The organism is Salinilacihabitans rarus (genome assembly GCF_024296665.1).
Classification (GTDB): Archaea; Halobacteriota; Halobacteria; order Halobacteriales; family Natrialbaceae; genus Salinilacihabitans; species Salinilacihabitans rarus.
The window spans coordinates 346269-362895 of the sequence record NZ_CP100762.1 but is presented as its reverse complement, the minus strand read 5'-3'; the positions used below and the strand labels follow the sequence as shown (position 1 = coordinate 362895).

Below are 16627 nucleotides of genomic sequence, written 5' to 3'. Positions count from 1 at the left end.
AATCCGACGAAGCCGTCGACTCGACGGGGACTCGGGAAACCTAAGTACGGCCGTTCCCAACCGTCGACAGAACGCCCGTGTCGTACGACAGCCACACGTCCGATTCTTCGACCCGTTCGCCGCTCGACCGCTTCGGGTTCGAGCACCTGCTCGCGGTGACGACGCTGTTCGTCGCCGGGACGATCGTCCTCGGCGTCGCCGCGCGGGTGACCGGCTCGGGGCTGGCCTGTAACGCCAACTGGCCGGTCTGTGACGGCGGCTTCCTGAACCTGCTGCCCCAGGGACGGCCGAGTTTCTACGAGTGGATCCACCGCGTCGTCGCGGGGACCGCCGGGCTCTTCATCGTCGGCACCGCCGCCGCGGCCTGGCGGGCCGGGGGCGTCGGCCGGCGCGTCACCGCCCTCGTCACCCTCGGGCTGGTCCTGACGCCGGTGCAGATCCTGCTGGGCCGCGAGACCGTCCTCTCGTACGAACTCGAGATCCTCTCGATGCACTTCTGGACCGCGATCGCCATCTTCGTCGTCTACGTCGTCGCCGCCGTCACCGTCTGGTCGACGCGGCTGACGCGGACCCACGTCACCGCGGCGCTCGGGCTCGCCGCCGTCGCGGTCCCGGTCCAGCTCGTGTTGAGCCCCCTGTTCATTCAGGGGTACACCGACGTCACCATGACGATCCAGATGGCCGCGACGCTGACGCTCGTCGGCGCGGTGATCCTCGCCGCGATGGTCGGCCCGCGGCGGTTCGCCGACCGGCGGCTCGTCGGCGTCCTGTTCGCGACGCCCGTCCTGACGTTCCTCGTCCTCCTGCTCGGCCGGCGCAGCGTGATGACGTTCGCGCCCGCGCTCGACCAGCTCTACACGCTCACGACGGCGGTCCTCTTCGCGGCCCTGCTCGCCGCGGCGTGGCTCGCCCGCCGCGGCGGCGACACCCGGAGCCCGCTGTCGGCCTGACCCGGACCCGTATCCTTACCGTCCCGGGGGTCGTCTTCGCGCCCATGTCGGACGTCGATCCGATGACCCGATTCCCGGTACCGTCCCTCGACGACCTCCCCGAGGACGTCGTCGACCGCATCGAGGAGGAGACCGAGCGGGCGGGCTTTACGCCGAACGTCTTCCTCGCGTACGCCTACCGCCCGTCGCACTTCCGGGCGTTCTTCCGGTACTACGACGCGCTCGTCGAGGACACCGAACTGACCCGCGAGGAGATCGAGATGATCGTCGTCGCCGTCAGCGGCGCGAACGACTGTTACTACTGCAACGTCGCCCACGGCGCCCTGCTACGTCTCTACGGCGACGACCCGCTGCTGGCCGATCAACTCGTGGCGAACTACCGGACCGCGGACGTCAGCGACCGCCACCGGGCCATGCTCGACCTCGCCGTGAAGCTCACCGAGTCACCCGCGGCCGTCGAGGCGGCCGACCTCGAACGGCTGGCGGCCCACGGGTTCAGCCGGCAGGCGATCTGGGACGTCGGGGCCGTCGCCGCCTTCTTCAACCTCTCGAACCGGATGGCCCAGCTGGCCGACATGCGGCCCAACGAGGAGTTCCACTCGCTCGGGCGGTGAGCCGCCGGCCGCACGGAGCGTGGCTCGTATAAACGGCTTCGACATCCAAGCTCCGTATTCATGTGTCTGACGGAGAATGTCACAGACAACGAGTCGTTCATGGATCGCCGAGACCGACGCCAGACCCCCGACGCGTGGCCCCCCAGCGGCGCCGCTCCCCCCGGAGACGCTTCGCATCGCCCGGTGACGACGGTGAGCCGCGGATGAGCCTGCTCGTGACCGTCGCCGTCCCCGCCGCGGAGTTCCCCCTCGGGACGACCCTCGAAGCGGACTCGAAACGCGCCCTCCTCGCCGAGACGGCGGTGCCGACCGGCGAGGAGGTGCTCCCGTACCTCTGGGTGCCGACGGAACTCTCCGCCTCGCCGGTCGAGGCGCTGGAGGCCGACCCCGACGTGGCGTCGGCGACGGTGCTCGACGAGGTCGGCCGATACGCCCTCGTCAAACTGGAGTGGGTCGACGAGGTCGACGGCCTCGTCGAGGCGATCCGCGAGTCGGACGCGATCGTCACCGACGCGATCGGGACGGCCGACCGCTGGACGTTCCGGCTCCGCCTGCCCGGCTACGACGACCTCTCGGCGTTTCACGCCCGCTGTGTCGACCGCGGGCTGTCGATCGAACTCGTCCGGTTGCGCGAGGCGGTCCCGCCCGAGCGCGACGTCGGGTTCGGCCTGACCGACGCCCAGCGCGACCTGCTGCTGGCGGCCTACGAGGCGGGCTACTTCGAGGTTCCCCGGCGGGCGACGCTGGTCGACCTCGGCGAACGCCTCGGCGTCTCCGACTCGGCGGTCTCCCAGCGGCTCCGCCGCGGCCTCGCCGCCCTGATCGAGTCGACCATCGCCGCCGACCCCCGGCCGGACCGGACCGGCGTCGAGCCGCCGCCGGACCGCTAATATTCCGGTATCGCGGCCGTTATGGGTCGCGACGCCGTTTGTCCGTCCGTGAAGAACGTCACCGACAGGATCAGCAACCCGTTCGGGATGCGCCCGCCGTTCGAGCGACAGGACCCCGGGAGCCCGCCCGCGGTCTTCGGCTACGGCGACGCCAACGCCGACTTCCACCTGATCGGCGACCACCCCGGCGTCCACGGCGGCGAGGAGACGGGCGTCCCGTTCACCGGGACCGAGCGGGGGGAGACCCTGCTCGACGTCTTCCGTGACCTCGGGTTCGTCTCCGGCCCGCCGGAGCGCCCCGCCCTGTCGAACCTCTTTTGCAGCTACCTCCACATGAACTGCCTCGCCGGCGGCCGCGAGCCGACCGAGGCGGAGTACGACGAACTGGAGCGGTACTTCGACGCGGAGTTGCGCGCGGTCAACGCCCACATCCTGCTGCCGGTCGGCGAATGGCCGACCGACCACGTCCTCCGGGAGTACACGACCCAGCGCCGTCGCTTCGGTGACGACCTCGACCTCGCCGCCCGCCACGCGAGCGAGGTCCGCGGCCGGGGCTTCCTCGTCGTCCCGATCCGTGACCCGGCCGCGTGGGACGACGGCGACCGCGAGGCGCTGCTGGAGACGATGCGGGGGATCCTCGCGTCGGACTACCGGCAGACGAAAGGCGTCGCGACGAGGATCGGGTAGGTCAGCGCCCGTACCGTTTGCGGATCTCGACGCGGACCGGGAGGCCGAGCGCGGCGACGAGCGGGACGACGACGAACGCGAGCAGGTCGCCGATCAGCGAGTCGGCGCCCGCCGCGGCGGCCACGAGGCCGGCCGCCGGCGCGAGCACGCCGAGGACGTAGAGGTACGACGGCGACCAGCCGGGCAACTGGTGGGTCCGGTGGACGATCACGCCGAACAACAGCGGCAGCAAGGCGGCGCCGGCCAGCAGCGGCCCGCCGACGAGCGTCGTCGCGACGGCGACCGCGAGCGCGATCACGATCGTCTCGTCGGTCGTCAGCCGGTCCCTGACCGGCCGGTCGCGCGCCAGCCGCGCGCCGACGACGAGCAGCGCCGAGAGCGCCACCAGCCCGGCGAGCGCGCCGTGCCACTGCGCGGTCGGGAGCGACGCCCCGACGAAGTCGGCCCCCGCGACGAACGCCGCCGGGGACTCGAGGCCGTGGTGACCGCTCGAGAGGAACGACAGGAGGCCGGCCGGGTCGGGACCGATCGCGCCGGCCTCCTCGACGACCCGGCGCAGCGCCGCCTCGTGTTCGAGCGCGTAGTGGCCGAGGCCGGCGAGGTAGGTCAGCACCGACGCCCAGATGAGCGGCCACGCGAGGTTGCGCGCCCGCCACCACCGGACGAGCGCGTCGACGGGTCCGTCGGCGTCGCCCGCCGCGGATCGCGAGCGCCGCGAGTCGGTCGCGCCCGCGCTCCGGGTCGTCCTCCCGCCGCCGGTCGACGAGGACGTCGACCCCGTCGACCGGGTCGTTCGACGGCCGCGGGACGTCGAGGTCGCACCCGCGGACGTGCGCGTCGATCCCGTCGAGGTCGCACCCGCGTCGGCGCTCGACCGCGAGCGGTCCGTCGACCGCCCCGACGCGCTCGACCGGTCGCGCGAGCGCAGTTCGTCCTCGTCGGGCGGCTCCCAGACGTCCGGCGAGGGCAGCCCTTTGGTCCGCTTGGCGACGTAGTCCTCGTGGCCCAGCCGGTCGTACGCCTGCCGCTCGACCGGGTCGCCGAGGATGTCGTAGGCTTTCTTGATCGCGGTGAACTGCGCCCGCGCGCGGTCGTCGTCGTTGTGGTCCGGGTGGTAGACCCGGACCTGCTCACGAAACGCCCGCTTGATCTCGTCTTGCGAGGCGTCGGGAGGAACGTCGAGAAGCTCGTAGAAGTCCTCGGTCATCGAATATCTGTCGTCCGGTTGGACGCTATCGTTGCGGAGAGATTCGCGCACGGGTACTTATATCTTGAATACTCGACGTGGGGGACGGGGCGGTTGGCACCCGCCGCTCACGCGAAGTCGCCGAGCGAGGACTGTCCGGACGGCCGGTCCGGCGACGTTTCCTCGGCCTCGCGCTCGTCGTCGGCCGTTCCCGGGTTTGCGTCCGGGTCTCCGTCCCCGTCGCCGCCCCAGCCGTCGAGACTGGCCTGCTCGGCGCCGGTAAACTCCAGGTTCGCGACGCGGACGCCGAGTTTGCGCACCGGCTCGGACTCGAACTCGGCGAACAGGTCGCGCGCGAGGCGGGCGACGAGGTCCGGATCGTCGACCGGTCCCGGCAGCGACCGCTCCCGGGTGTTGACGTCGTACGGCGGGGTGACGGCCTTGACGCCGACGGTCCGGTACAGCGCGCCCTCGCGGCGGGCGCGGTCGGCGACCGCCGCCGCGAGCGTCCCGACCTGCTCGTACTTCGGTTCGGGCGCCTCGACGGGGTCGGCGAACGCCGACTCCCGCGAGAAGCTCTTGGGCTCGCCCCGGGGCTCGACGCGGCGGTCGTCCTCGCCGCGCGCGCGGTCGTACAGCTCCCGGCCGCGCTCGCCGAAGCGCTCGACGAGCGGTCCCGGATCCGCGGCGGCGACGTCGCCCGCGGTTTCGAGGCCCATCTCCCGCAGTTCGCGCGCGGTGACCGGGCCGACGCCGTGGAGCAGGTCGACGTCGAGCGGCGCGAGAAAGTCCCGGACCTCGCCGGGGCGGACGACCGTGAGGCCGTCGGGCTTGTCGAAGTCGCTGGCGATCTTCGCCGCGCTCATCGTCGGCGCGGCGCCGACGCTGACGGTGACGCCCACCTCGCGGCGAATGCGGTCTTTGACGTGGCGGGCGAAGCCGTCGGCGACCTCCCACGCGGTGCGCTCGGTGACGTCGAGGTAGGCCTCGTCGATGCTCACCTCGCGGACGACGTCGGCGCAGTCGTGGAGGATCTCCCGTACGTCGGCCGCGACGGACTCGTAGTAGTCGAGGTCGACGGGCCGGTAGTGGCCGGTCTCCTCGCGGGCGAGGTCGGGGTCGTCGGCCGCGTCCACCCGCCGGGGGAGCCGTTCGAGCGCCGTCGAGATCGCCATCGCGCTCTCGACGCCGAACTCGCGGGCCTCGTAGCTCGCGGTGGCGACGGCGCCGACGGTCTCGCCGGGTTCGTAGCCCATGCCGACGACGACCGGCTCGCCGCGGAGGTCGGGCTCGCGCAGGCGCTCGCAGGCGGCGTAGAAGCAGTCTGCGTCGACGTGGAGGACGATCCGCTCGTCGTCCTCGCGCTCGACGCCGGGGAGGCGCGGCCCGTCGCGCATAGGCGTGGCTTCTCGCGAGTCGACGTGAACGTTGCGTCCGCGGCCCGGCCGGCTCAGCGGCCGACCGGTTCGACCGGTTCGACGCCGCGCCGGCGCACGGCGCCCCGCAGCAGTCCGCCGAGGCCGCCCGCGATCCCGCTCGGCACGGCGTACAGGAGCGCGACGACGACGCCGACGACCAGCACGCTCACGCCCGCGAAGAGGCTCCCGAGCGGCCCCGCGACGGCGCCGACGAGCGCCCCGAGCAGCGCGAGCAGGACCGCACTGACGATGCCGCCGAGCGCGCCCGCGACCAGCCCGTTCCAGACGCCGTTTCCGACCCCGTTCCCGGCGAGGTAGCCCGCTACCAGCCCGCCGACGACGCCGCCGCCGACGACGCCGACGACCGGCAGGCCGAGGCCCCCGAGGGTCCCGACGACGATCATGACGGCGAATCCGAGGATCACTGCTCTCCAGTTCGTGTCCATGGGGTACGGGGGCTGTCAGGGAGCTTAACCGATTTCGCCGGTTCCACCGACAGTCCGTCGGTCGGTCCGGAGACGCCGCGGGACGGTACCCCCTCCGGGCTACCGCGACGCCCGCGTTTTAGGTCCCGCCGGTCCGAGGAGGACACATGATCGACGACCTCGACCGGTTCGACTCGCGACGCTCGACCGTCCGCGCGAACCGCGGGATGGTGGCGACCAGCCAGCCGCTGGCCGCGCAGGCCGGCCTCTCGATCCTGCGGGACGGCGGGAACGCCTTCGACGCCGCGGTGGCGACGGCCGCGGCGCTGAACGTCGTCGAACCCACCTCGACGGGGCTGGGCGGGGACGTCTTCGCGCTCTACCGCACGGCCGACGGCGAGGTGGGCGCGATGCGCGCCTGCGGCGGCGCGCCCGCGGGGGCGACGATCGAGAACGTGAAGGCGGCGATCCGGGAGGCCGAGGACCCCTCGGCGTGGTACCCCGCGTCCCGCGGCTACGCCGTCGACGCCGCGGCCGACGCCGACGACCTCGGGATGCCCTTCCTCGGCCCGCACGCGGTCACCGTCCCGGGGACGGCCCGCGGCTGGGAGGCGACGGTCGAGCGACTGGGCCGCAAGACGCTGGCCGAGGTGCTCGACCCCGCGATCCGCTACGCGACGGAGGGGTTCCCCGTCTCCGAGGTGATCTCCTACTACTGGCAGGGCGCGACCGACCTCTTTACCGACGCACACGCCCGCGAGGCCTACCTGTTCGACGGCGAGTCGCCGGCGCCCGGCGAGACCGTGACGCTGGAGCGACTCGGCGAGTCGCTGCGGCAAATCGCCGCGGCGGGCGCCGACGTCGTCTACGAGGGCGAGATCGCCGAGGCCATCGCGGCCGAAGTGCGGTCGAAGGGCGGCTTCCTGACCGTCGACGACCTCGCCGGCTTCGAACCCGAGTTCGTCGACCCCGTGAGCACGACCTACGAGGGCGCCGAGGTGTACGAGTTGCCGCCGAACAACCAGGGGCTGATCGCGCTGGAGGCGCTCAACCTCGCGGCGGAGATCGGCGCCGGCGACCACCCCTACGACTCGCCCGAGCGCGTCCACTCCTTCGCCGAGGCGACGAAACTCGCGTTCGTCGACGGCCACCGCTACGTCACCGACCCCGAGTACGAGACGGTGCCGCCGCTTGCCTCGAAGGCGTACGCCCGCGAGCGCGCCGAGGCGATCGGCGAGTCGCCGATCTCGGATCCCGCGGTGGGCGTGCCGAACGCGACCGCCGAGGACGCCGACACCGTCCTGCTGACCGTCGGCGACGACGAGGGGAACCTCGTCTCCTACATCAACTCCCGGTTCGCGGGCTTCGGGAGCGGCCTCGTCGCGGGCGAGACGGGCATCGCGCTCCAGAACCGCGGGGCGTCGTTCTCGCTCGACCCCGACCACCCGAACAGCCTCGAACCGGGCAAGCGGCCGTTCCACACGCTCGTCCCCGCCGTCGCGCGGTTCGGCCCGGACGACTGGGCCGCCTTCGGCGTGATGGGCGGTTACATGCAGCCACAGGGCCACGTGCAGGTGCTCTCCAACATCGTCGACTACGACATGGGCGAGCAGGAGGCCCTCGACGCCCCGCGGTGGCGCTACCGCGAGGACGGCACCCTCGGCGTCGAGGAACGACTGCCGAACGCGGCGAAACTCGCGCGCAAGGGCCACGACGTCCGCGTCCTCCCGCCGTCGCTGTTCGGCGGCGCGCAACTCGTCCGCCGGCGCGAGGGGACGCTCGCGGGCGCGACCGAGCCCCGCAAGGACGGCCACGTCGCGGGCTACTGACCGCTCAGACCCCGAGCCGACCCCGGACCCACGCGAGTCCGGTCCTGAACGGGGAGGCGTTCGTGACCGTCTCCATCTCCGCCCGGGAGAGTTCGAAGTCGAAGACGTCGAGGTTCTCCGCGACGTGCGCCCGGCTTGAGGCCTTCGGGATCGCGAGGACGTTCCGGTGCTGGATCGCCCACCGGAGGGCGACCTGTGCGGGCGTCTTCCCGTACCGCGCACCGATCTCGGTCAGGGTGTCGTCGTGGATCACCCCGCCGTGGGCCAGCGGGCTGTAGGCCGTCAGGAGCACCCCCTCGTCCTGACAGTACCGTAGTAGCTCCCGCTGGGGATTGTACGGGTGAAACTGGACCTGATTGGTCACAAGCGGCGCGTCGGAGGCGGCCCGCGCGGCCGCGAACTGGCGCCGCGAGAAGTTGCTCACGCCGAGGTGTCGTGCCTTCCCTTCCTCGCGGAGGCGGTTCATCGCGGCCATCGTCTCCTCGACGTCGACCAGCGGATTGGGCCAGTGCAACAGCAGGAGGTCGACCCGGTCGACGCCGAGGCGGTCGAGACTCTCCTCGGTCGAGTCGAGCACGTCGTCGTACCCCGCGTTCGTGCCGAAGACCTTCGTCGTCAGGAACACCTCCTCGCGCGGGACGTCGCTCGCCGCCAGCGCGAGGCCGACCGCGCGCTCGTTGCCGTACCGCTGTGCCGTGTCGACGTGCCGGTAGCCGAGGTCGAGTGCGGTCTCGACCGCCCGCCGACACCGGTTTCCGGTGAGACGCCACGTCCCCAGCCCGATCGTCGGAACCTCGACGTCGCCGTTGGAGACGACTCGCGAGACCATACGTCGCCTTCGGACGCCAGCGACAAATACGGTCCCGTGCCGGAACCCGGCGGCGCTTTTTTACGCTCCGGCGGCTCAGGGACGGTATGAACGGCGCGATCGGTCCCCTCCAGTCGACGTCGATCCGGGTCCTCGCCGTCGGCTCGTCGTCGCCGCTGCGGGCCGCGGCGACCGCCCTCGACGGCGACGGCGACGGCGACGCCGAGGACGGGGACGAGGACGGGGCCGTCTCCGTCGAGGGGCCGCGGACGACCCTCGGAACCGACGCGGACGCGGTCGACGACTCGATCCACTGCCTGCTGACCGACGACCTCGACCTCCTCGAAGCGGTCGGCGGCGACGACCGGCCGGTCGTCTTCGTCGACGCGGCCGACGGCGCGACCGTCGAGGCGGCGCTCTCGGCGGGTGCCGCCGAGGTCGTGACGGCGGCCGCCCTCGAAGAGCCGACCCTCCTCCGACACCGGGTGCGGCGGACGGTTCGAAGCGAACGGGCCCGCGCGGCGCTCGAAGACCGGGAGGACTGGTACCGGACGCTGCTCGAACGCTCCTCGACGCTGCTGGTCGTCCTCGACGAGGAGTTCCGGCGGACGTACGTCAGCCCGTCCGTCGAGCGGATGGTCGGCTACGAACCCGAGGAACTGCTCGAAGCGCCCGTCGACGAGGTGTTGCACCCGGAGGACCGCGAGGAGTTCCTCGCGACGCTCGATGCCGTCGCCGAGGGCGACCTCGGCGCGACGGACACCTGCGAGTACCGCTGTCGACACGCCGACGGCTCCTGGTGTGTCCACGAGGCCGTCTTCACCAACCGGCTCGACGACCCGGCCGTCGAGGGGATCGTCCTCTCGATCCGCGACGTGACGGCCTACCACCGCGTCGAGCGGGAACTGCGGGAGTCGTTCGACCGGGTCACCGACGCGTTCCTCGCGCTCGACGACGAGTGGCGGTTCACGTACGTCAACGACCGCGCCGAGGACATCCTCGAACGCGAGGAGTCGGACCTGCTCGGCCGGACGTTCCTCGAGGTCTTCCCGGGCGTCGCCGGGTCGGCGTTCGAGTACGAGGCCGTCACGGCGATGACGAACCAGGAGCCCCGGACGGTCGAGGGTTACTACGAGCCGATGGACGCCTGGATCGAGGCGCGGGTCTTCCCGTCGGCGACGGGCATCTCGGTCTACTTCCGGGACGTCTCCGAACGCGTCGCCCGCGAGCGCGAACTCCTCGACCGCACCGAGCGTCTTCAGGCGGTCGTCGAGAACGTCCCCGTCGTGCTGTTCGTCCTCGACACCGACGGTCGGTTCACCCTCTCCGAGGGGCGCGGCCTCGAGAAGATCGGGCTCGGCGCTGGGGACGTCGTCGGCGAGTCGCTGTTCGACGTCTTCGAGGACTCCGGCATTCAGGAGGACGCCGCGCGAGCGCTCGACGGCGACCCGGTCTACAGCCACCGGGAGGTCGGCGACCGCATCTTCGAGACGTGGTACCGGCCGGTGACCCGGGGCGACGACCTCGAACGGGTCATCGGCATCGCCATCGACGTCACCGAGCGGGTCACCTACGAGGAGACCCTCGGCGCGATGCACGAGGCGACGCGTCACCTGCTCGCCGTCGAGTCCAAGCAGGCCGCCTGCGAGTACATCGTCGACGTCGCCGCCGACGTCCTCGACCTCACGAGCGTCGTCGTCTACCGGTTCGACGAACGCGAGAACGAACTCTACCCGGCGGCGTACTCCTCGGAACTGACGACGCACGTCGGCACGCCGCCGCGGTTCGGCCCGAACGAGAGCATCACGTGGGAGGCGTTCGTCGACGGCACCCCGCAGGTCTACGACGACGTCAGGACCGCGTCGGCGGTCTACGACGAGTCGACGGACGTCCGCAGCGGACTCTACGTCCCCCTCGGGGAACACGGCGTCCTCGTCGCGTTCTCGACCGAGTCCGGCCTCTACGACGACCAGACGGTCGAACTCGTCCAGTTGTTCGCCGCGACCGCCGAGGCCGCCCTCGACAGGATCGGCCGGACGCGGCGCCTCCACGAGCGCGAGCAGGAACTCAGGCGGCAAAACGAGCGCCTCGAACGGCTCAACCGCGCGGGCAACCTCCGCGAAGACGTCGAACAGCTCCTGTTGCGCGCGGACTCCCGCGAGGAGATCGAACGCGGCGTCTGCGAGCGGGTGACCGACGTCGACGACTGGGCGTTCGCGTGGATCGGCGAACCCGACCCGGGCGGGAACCGGGTCGTCTCCCGCGCGACCGCGGGGCTCGACCGCGGCTACCTCGACGCCGTGACCGTCACGACCGTCGACGACCCCGCCGCGGAGCCGACGGGCCGGGCCGCCCGGAGCCGGCGGCCGACCTACGTCGACAACGTCGCCGACGCGATCCGCGAGGGCGCCTGGCGCCCCGAGGCCCTCTCGCGCAGCGTCCAGTCCGTCTACGCCGTCCCGCTGCTCTACGACGACTTCCTCTACGGCGTCCTCTCGATCTACGCGACCCGGCGCGACGCCTTCGACGAGACCCACCGCGGGGTGCTCACGGAACTCGGCGAGACCGTCGCGTACGCCATCGACGCCGTCCAGCGAAAGAACGCGTTGCTCGGCGACGAGGTCACCGAGGTCGAACTCGCGGTCGACGACGGCGGCCCGCTCTCGGCGCTCTCCGGCGCCCTCGGGGCGACCGTCGACCTCCGGGGCGTGATCTCACAGGAGGACGGCTCGACCGTCGTCTTCGCGGAGATCGACGGAGAGGTCGACGCCGACGAGGTGAACGACGTCGACGGTCTCGACGACGCGGCCGTCATCGGCCGGGCCGACGGGCGGACGGTCGTCCAGCTTCGCCTCGTCGAGCCGTTCCTCGGCTCGATCGTCGACGCCCACGGCGGCGTGTTACGCGAGTTCGTCGTCGACGGCGACGAGGTGCGCGCGACGGTCGACGTCCCGCCGTCGATCGAGGTCCGGGAGTTGCTCTCGACGATCAATCGGCGCGGCCTCTCGGTCTCGCTGCTGGCGAGACGCGACCGCTCCAGCGCGGGCGACGGCCGGCTCAGGGGCCCCTACCGGGAGCCCGTCTCCGCCCTCGAGGACCTCACCGACCGCCAGCGCGAGGTCGTCCAGGCCGCCTACCACGGGGGCTTCTTCGAGTGGCCGCGGCAGGCGACCGGCGAGGAGGTCGCCGACTCGCTGGGCATCTCCCCGCCGGCATTTCACAACCACGTGCGAACCGCCGAGCGAAAGCTCTTCGCGGCGCTGTTCGACGGCGAGGGCGTCGGAGGTTAATCCTTTAACCGCCCTCGAAGAAGTCCGTTACACAGTTAATGGTCAACCTCTTTACTACCAGTGCTGAAGAACCGTCGTTGAACTGGGGGAGACACGAATGACAGAGACGAGTTCACCGATTTCGCCATCTTCGAGCGGAGACAGCTACACCGTACAGTACGATCGACTCGACGACGAACCGCTCAGCGTCGCCGTCGCCGACGCCGTCGCCACTTTCGCCGGCGTCGACGTCGTCGATCTCGAACCGCTTCACTACTCGATCAACGCCGACGCGCTAGAACGCCTGTTCGAACCCCGGGCTGACGGCCTCCGTTCGGGGGGATCGGTGACCTTCGAACACGAGGGCTGTCTCGTGACGGTCACCGCGGACGGAAAGATCCGCGTCGAGGCCGCCGACGACGAGTAGGTCCCGCTCTCCGTTTCGCCGCCGCGACGCCGGGTAGCGACGGCCGCGGCCGCGGCCGGGGACGACTCCGGACCGTCCCGGCGAAAACCGCGTCGCGAGGCGACGGTCGGTCGACTTCAGTCGACCGTCTCGAGGACCCGGTTTGCGAACTCCTCCGCGGTCATCTCGCCGTTGAGGTAGGCGATCGCCCAGGCGACCTCGACGTGGAAGGTGGCCAGTTCGTTCCCGTCGGCGTCGATGATCGTCCCGTAGACGACGTCGATCGCGTTCACGAACGCGTCGGGGTCCTCGATCGCCTCCGCGATGGCGGTGCTCAGTTCTTCGAGTTCCGCTTCCAGTTCTTCCTCGCTCAGGATCGTCGTGCTGACGACGACCTCGACCGCGTTCCCGTCGCGTTTGACCCGTTTCACCTCGACGTGGTGCTCTTCGAGGGAGAGTTCCTTCTCCGTGAAGCCGGGGATGTCGTGGTCGCTGCCGTCGCCGCCGTCGCCGGTCGTTCCGTCGCCGCCGTCGCCGGTCGTCCCGTCGCCGCCGTCGTCGCCGTCGTTCTCTTCGTCGCCGTCAGCGCTGGAACAGCCGGCCAGGACGGTTGCGAACACGGCACCGCTGCCGAGGAGGATCTTTCGTCGCTCCATATCAGGCCGATTGATAGAATCCGTGATTAGTAATCGCGCCGTACCTTTCTCTAGGCGCTCGCCCCGGTAGACGGCCGTCTCGGCGCCTCCATCGCCGGTTCGCGGTATCGTAACGCTAAGGGGTTCCGGCCGCCAGCGAACGCCACGGATCCGATCCGTCACAGCGGTTTCGAACGCCCGAACCTGCCGTTGCTCCTCGCGGCCGCCGCCGTCTCGTTCGTCACCGGGGCCGGCGTCGGTGTCCCCCTGCGACCGACCGTCGGCGCCGATGCGACTCGAATTCGCGCACGCGTGCGCTAGCGCCGGTCGTGTATTCTCCCGTTACAGGTCGCCGCCCCGGTTCTCCCCCGGACGGATGTCGGTCGTTACCGGCGGGTACGCGGATCGATTCGACCCGGCCTCCCGCTCGGCGCCGTCGCAGGTCGTCCCTTCCGGCGCCGCTCCGCCCGTAACCCGCCGGTACGGCTGGAAGCGAGCGGCTACACTCCCGGTCACGGCCAGTCGCCGGGAAGCACGTCGCGGTCGTCGTGTAACACCCGCAGGAGCGGCGCAACCTCGTCGAACTGCGGCCCGCGTCGGACGGTCCGCGTCTCCTCGTCCCGGACGACGTACCCCGTATCGACGAGTTTCGGCAGGTGGTGGTGCTGGAGGTCCGCGAGGAGGGGGTCGGGGGCCTCGTCGGAGCAGTACAACTCGTCGACGCGAACCGCGTCCCCGTCGCGTCTCCCCACGAGCGACAGGACGAGCGTTCAGGCACGATCCGCGCCGATTTTGACCAACACCTAAGGCGCGACAGTGCGACGCCAGCCCATGGTACTCGTACTCTCGGAGGACGAGGTCGGGGAGGCCCTCGACCTGGCGGGACTCGTCGACGTGGTCGGCGACGCGCTCGTCAAGCAGGCCGCGGGCGACGTCGAGCGACCCGACCGACCCCACTTCGCCGTCGGCGCGGGCCTCGACGGCGACGACCCGCTGGGGACGGGTATCGCGATGCCCGCCTACGTCCACGGCGACGACCAGTACGCGACGAAACTCGTCGGCGTCCACGAGGGCAACGCCGAACGCGGCCTGCCGACGATTCACGCGCAGATCGTTCTCGCGGACGCCCGCACCGGCGTCCCCGAAGCGTTCATGGGCGGAACGACCGTCACGAACGCCCGGACGGGCTGTATCGGCGCGCTCGCGGTCCGCGAACTCGCCCCCGAGGCGGCAACGCTCGGCGTCCTCGGGGCGGGCGCGCAGGCGCGCTGGCAGACCCGCGCCATCGAGACGGTCGCCTCGCTCGACGACGTGCGGGTCTACTCCCCGAGCGACTCCCGGACGGCGTGTGCGGCCGACCTGCGCGACGAGGGAATCCCGGCCCGGGCCGTCGAGCGCCCGTCGGCGGCCGTCGACGGGGCCGACGCGGTCGTGACCGCGACGACCGCCACCGAACCGGTGTTCCCGGCCGACGCGCTCGCCCCGGGGGCGGTCGTCGTCGCGGTCGGCGCGTTCACCGCCGAGATGCGGGAACTCGACGCCGCCGTCCTCGAACGGGCCGGCGCGGTCTTCGCCGACGTCCCGACCGAGGTCGCCGACACGGGCGACCTCCTCGCGACCGACCTCGACGCCGCGGACCTCGTGCCGCTCGGCGACCTGCTCGCCGACGGCTACGAGCGCGGCTCCCCGGACGAACCCGTCGTCGTCGAGAGCGTCGGCTCCGCGACGCTGGACGCGGCCGCGGGAACGACCGTCTACCGGCGAGCGCTGGAACGCGGGGCCGGGACGGAGATTTCGCTGTAACTCGCGGGAGCGGCGGCCGGTTACGCTCGCGGGGGCCGCACCGGCCGCGTCAGCCGCCGAGGAACTGCTTGCGGACCTCGGGGTCGTTCAACAGCGTCTCCCCCTCGTCGGCGTAGCGGTTCTCCCCCTGCGCGAGGACGTAGCCGCGGTCGCACCGCCGGAGCGCCGTCTTCGCGTTCTGTTCGACGATGAGGACCGTGACGCCGCGGTCGTTGATCGCGTCGATGTGGTCGAACATCTCGTCGACGAGGTCGGGGGCGAGACCAGCCGACGGTTCGTCGAGCAACAGCAGCGGCGGCTCCGGGATCAGCGCCCGCGCCATCGCGAGCAGTTGCTGCTGGCCCCCCGAGAGGTTGCCCGCCCGCTGGTCGAGGCGCTCTTCGAGGACCGGGAACTGCTCGACGACCGCGAGCAGCCGGTCTTCGGGGAGGCCGCCGAGCGGGTAGGCGCCGATCCGGAGGTTCTCCTCGACGGTCATCGTCGACAGCTCCCGGGTCCGCTGGAAGGTCCGGACGAGACCCCGTCGGGCGAGAGCGTGCGGGGGACTGGTCGTGACGTCTCGCCCGTCGAACGTGACGGTCCCGGCGTCGCTCTCGACGACGCTCGACACGCAGTCGAACGTGGTCGTCTTCCCGGCGCCGTTCGGACCGATCATCCCGACGATCTCGCCGGCCTCGACCTCGAAGGAGACGCCGTCGACGGCGACGAGGCTGCCGAACGAGCGCCGGAGGTTCTCGACCGTGAGCAGCGTCACGACTCCACCCCCAGCCTGTCGGCGTCACCCCAGATCCCCTCCGGGCGGTACCTGACGATGAGCATCAACAGCAGGCCGACGAGCATCAGCCGGACGGACGCGAACCGATCCTGCGTGACAAACGGGATCGCGTCGTTGAAGAACCGCGTCGCCAGCTGAAAGCCCATGATGATCGCCAGCCCGCCGACGACGCCGCGGTCGTTGCCCGCGCCGCCGATGAGCATTCCGACCCAGAGGACGACGGTCACGTCGATGGTGAAAAAGCCCACCGCGTCCGCGCCGTTGTAGAAGACCAGCAACGCGCCGGCAAGGCCCGCGACGGCCGCCCCGTAGACGAACGCCGCGACCTTGTACCGGAACACGCGCTTGCCGACCGTCTCCGTCACCAGATCGTCGGCCCGAATCGCACGGAGGACGCGCCCGTACGGCGACGCCGACAGCCGGTGGAAGACGCCGTAGAACAGGAGCGCGAGCGCACCGAAGACGAACAGCGTCGACACGAGTTCCGCTCCCCCGCCGACGTCGTGGCGTCCGATATCGGCCGGGGAACGCCGGTGAGACCGACCGCCCCGCCGGTGACGTCGCGGAAGGCGACGACCAGCCCGTGGACGATTCCGGCGACGCCCAGCGTGACGATTGCGAGGAAGTCGTCGCGAAGTCTGAGGGTCGTCGCTCCGAGCAGGAGGCCGAGCGCCGCCGCGGCGAGGACGGCGGCGACCAGCCCGACCGGCCACGGGAAGCCGAGGCCGACGGCCCGGTAGGGATCGTTCGCGACAGAAGTATGGGGTCGGAGGGATTTGAACCACCTCCGCTCGCGGCCTTTCAGGCCGCTCGCGGGTTCAACCTCCCTCAATCTCGACATACCGCCGTCGAGATTTCGGTCGGCCCTCCGACCCCACCTCACCAGTTCTTTGAACTGGCTCGGTAGGGCCGTCGGGGAACAGACTGATATC

General features: G+C 71.3%; 16 protein-coding genes. 8 read left to right on the top strand and 8 right to left on the bottom strand.

Features of this window, described 5'->3' with window-relative positions; genetic code table 11:
• Nucleotides 1-77: 77 nt before the first annotated feature.
• The 4 genes from NKG98_RS01910 (at nucleotide 78) to NKG98_RS01895 (ending at nucleotide 3141) form a co-directional block, all read left to right on the top strand.
• Nucleotides 78-950 carry a COX15/CtaA family protein gene (locus NKG98_RS01910; protein ID WP_254768059.1) on the top strand — a complete coding sequence of 291 codons (873 nt, stop codon included), beginning with the start codon at nucleotides 78-80 and terminating at the stop codon, nucleotides 948-950.
• Between the two features lie 62 nt (nucleotides 951-1012).
• A complete protein-coding gene (locus tag NKG98_RS01905; protein ID WP_254768058.1) occupies nucleotides 1013-1564 on the top strand; it encodes a peroxidase-related enzyme in 552 nt (183 codons plus the stop codon).
• Nucleotides 1565-1767: 203 nt separating this feature from the next.
• Complete coding sequence (locus NKG98_RS01900) at nucleotides 1768-2454, top strand: helix-turn-helix domain-containing protein (RefSeq protein ID WP_254768057.1); 687 nt, start codon at nucleotides 1768-1770, stop codon at nucleotides 2452-2454.
• A 21-nt stretch (nucleotides 2455-2475) separates the two neighbouring features.
• Entirely contained in the window at nucleotides 2476-3141 is a 666-nt protein-coding gene (locus tag NKG98_RS01895; protein ID WP_254768056.1) for a uracil-DNA glycosylase family protein, read from the top strand.
• A gap of 1 nt (nucleotide 3142) precedes the next feature.
• Here NKG98_RS01895 and NKG98_RS01890 read toward each other — a convergent pair whose 3' ends face one another.
• The 3 genes from NKG98_RS01890 to NKG98_RS01880 all read right to left on the bottom strand — a co-directional run bounded on the left by NKG98_RS01890 (nucleotide 3143) and on the right by NKG98_RS01880 (nucleotide 6191).
• The gene (locus tag NKG98_RS01890) at nucleotides 3143-4348 is read right to left on the bottom strand and encodes a J domain-containing protein (RefSeq protein ID WP_254768055.1); all 1206 of its coding nucleotides are present in this window, start codon (nucleotides 4346-4348) and stop codon (nucleotides 3143-3145) included.
• Between the two features lie 107 nt (nucleotides 4349-4455).
• A complete protein-coding gene (dinB, locus tag NKG98_RS01885) occupies nucleotides 4456-5724 on the bottom strand; it encodes a DNA polymerase IV (RefSeq protein ID WP_254768054.1) in 1269 nt (422 codons plus the stop codon).
• A 53-nt stretch (nucleotides 5725-5777) separates the two neighbouring features.
• Entirely contained in the window at nucleotides 5778-6191 is a 414-nt protein-coding gene (locus NKG98_RS01880; protein WP_254768053.1) for a DUF5518 domain-containing protein, read from the bottom strand.
• A gap of 146 nt (nucleotides 6192-6337) precedes the next feature.
• Here NKG98_RS01880 and NKG98_RS01875 point away from each other — a divergent pair, with 146 nt between their 5' ends.
• A complete protein-coding gene (locus NKG98_RS01875) occupies nucleotides 6338-7999 on the top strand; it encodes a gamma-glutamyltransferase family protein (protein WP_254768052.1) in 1662 nt (553 codons plus the stop codon).
• A 4-nt stretch (nucleotides 8000-8003) separates the two neighbouring features.
• On the opposite strand, the gene NKG98_RS01870 is transcribed toward NKG98_RS01875, so the two are convergent.
• Complete coding sequence (locus NKG98_RS01870) at nucleotides 8004-8828, bottom strand: aldo/keto reductase (RefSeq protein ID WP_254768051.1); 825 nt, start codon at nucleotides 8826-8828, stop codon at nucleotides 8004-8006.
• A gap of 86 nt (nucleotides 8829-8914) precedes the next feature.
• Between NKG98_RS01870 and NKG98_RS01865 the strand changes: the two genes are divergently transcribed.
• Together NKG98_RS01865 and NKG98_RS01860 are read left to right on the top strand one after the other, a co-directional pair.
• Nucleotides 8915-12097 (top strand): PAS domain S-box protein, encoded by a 3183-nt coding sequence (locus NKG98_RS01865; protein WP_254768050.1) that lies wholly within the window; start codon nucleotides 8915-8917, stop codon nucleotides 12095-12097.
• A 97-nt stretch (nucleotides 12098-12194) separates the two neighbouring features.
• A complete protein-coding gene (locus NKG98_RS01860) occupies nucleotides 12195-12503 on the top strand; it encodes a HalOD1 output domain-containing protein (RefSeq protein WP_254768049.1) in 309 nt (102 codons plus the stop codon).
• A 116-nt stretch (nucleotides 12504-12619) separates the two neighbouring features.
• On the opposite strand, the gene NKG98_RS01855 is transcribed toward NKG98_RS01860, so the two are convergent.
• Both NKG98_RS01855 and NKG98_RS01850 read right to left on the bottom strand, forming a co-directional pair.
• Entirely contained in the window at nucleotides 12620-13138 is a 519-nt protein-coding gene (locus NKG98_RS01855; RefSeq protein ID WP_254768048.1) for a DUF8159 domain-containing protein, read from the bottom strand.
• A gap of 491 nt (nucleotides 13139-13629) precedes the next feature.
• Nucleotides 13630-13869, bottom strand: coding sequence for an ArsR family transcriptional regulator (locus NKG98_RS01850; RefSeq protein WP_254768047.1), 240 nt, complete (start codon nucleotides 13867-13869; stop codon nucleotides 13630-13632).
• A 79-nt stretch (nucleotides 13870-13948) separates the two neighbouring features.
• Here NKG98_RS01850 and NKG98_RS01845 point away from each other — a divergent pair, with 79 nt between their 5' ends.
• Nucleotides 13949-14920: an ornithine cyclodeaminase family protein gene (locus tag NKG98_RS01845; protein ID WP_254768046.1), complete on the top strand. Its 972-nt coding sequence runs from the start codon at nucleotides 13949-13951 to the stop codon at nucleotides 14918-14920.
• Between the two features lie 49 nt (nucleotides 14921-14969).
• Here the strand turns inward: NKG98_RS01845 and NKG98_RS01840 are convergent, their stop codons facing one another.
• Nucleotides 14970-15674 carry an ABC transporter ATP-binding protein gene (locus NKG98_RS01840; RefSeq protein ID WP_254768045.1) on the bottom strand — a complete coding sequence of 235 codons (705 nt, stop codon included), beginning with the start codon at nucleotides 15672-15674 and terminating at the stop codon, nucleotides 14970-14972.
• Nucleotides 15671-16174 carry an ABC transporter permease subunit gene (locus NKG98_RS01835; protein WP_254768044.1) on the bottom strand — a complete coding sequence of 168 codons (504 nt, stop codon included), beginning with the start codon at nucleotides 16172-16174 and terminating at the stop codon, nucleotides 15671-15673. The genes NKG98_RS01840 and NKG98_RS01835 overlap by 4 nt, the downstream gene beginning before the upstream one ends.
• Between the last annotated feature and the right edge of the window lie 453 nt (nucleotides 16175-16627).

Bases quoted from the DNA above. Each gene is read 5' to 3' on its own strand.
- NKG98_RS01875 (WP_254768052.1), top strand. From the start codon at position 6,338: ATGATCGACGACCTCGACCGGTTCGACTCGCGACGCTCGACCGTCCGC.
- NKG98_RS01865 (WP_254768050.1), top strand. From the start codon at position 8,915: ATGAACGGCGCGATCGGTCCCCTCCAGTCGACGTCGATCCGGGTCCTC.
- dinB (WP_254768054.1), bottom strand. From the start codon at position 5,724: ATGCGCGACGGGCCGCGCCTCCCCGGCGTCGAGCGCGAGGACGACGAG.
- NKG98_RS01855 (WP_254768048.1), bottom strand. From the start codon at position 13,138: ATGGAGCGACGAAAGATCCTCCTCGGCAGCGGTGCCGTGTTCGCAACC.
- NKG98_RS01870 (WP_254768051.1), bottom strand. From the start codon at position 8,828: ATGGTCTCGCGAGTCGTCTCCAACGGCGACGTCGAGGTTCCGACGATC.
- NKG98_RS01900 (WP_254768057.1), top strand. From the start codon at position 1,768: ATGAGCCTGCTCGTGACCGTCGCCGTCCCCGCCGCGGAGTTCCCCCTC.
- NKG98_RS01905 (WP_254768058.1), top strand. From the start codon at position 1,013: ATGACCCGATTCCCGGTACCGTCCCTCGACGACCTCCCCGAGGACGTC.
- NKG98_RS01890 (WP_254768055.1), bottom strand. From the start codon at position 4,348: ATGACCGAGGACTTCTACGAGCTTCTCGACGTTCCTCCCGACGCCTCG.
- NKG98_RS01895 (WP_254768056.1), top strand. From the start codon at position 2,476: ATGGGTCGCGACGCCGTTTGTCCGTCCGTGAAGAACGTCACCGACAGG.
- NKG98_RS01845 (WP_254768046.1), top strand. From the start codon at position 13,949: ATGGTACTCGTACTCTCGGAGGACGAGGTCGGGGAGGCCCTCGACCTG.
- NKG98_RS01860 (WP_254768049.1), top strand. From the start codon at position 12,195: ATGACAGAGACGAGTTCACCGATTTCGCCATCTTCGAGCGGAGACAGC.
- NKG98_RS01880 (WP_254768053.1), bottom strand. From the start codon at position 6,191: ATGGACACGAACTGGAGAGCAGTGATCCTCGGATTCGCCGTCATGATC.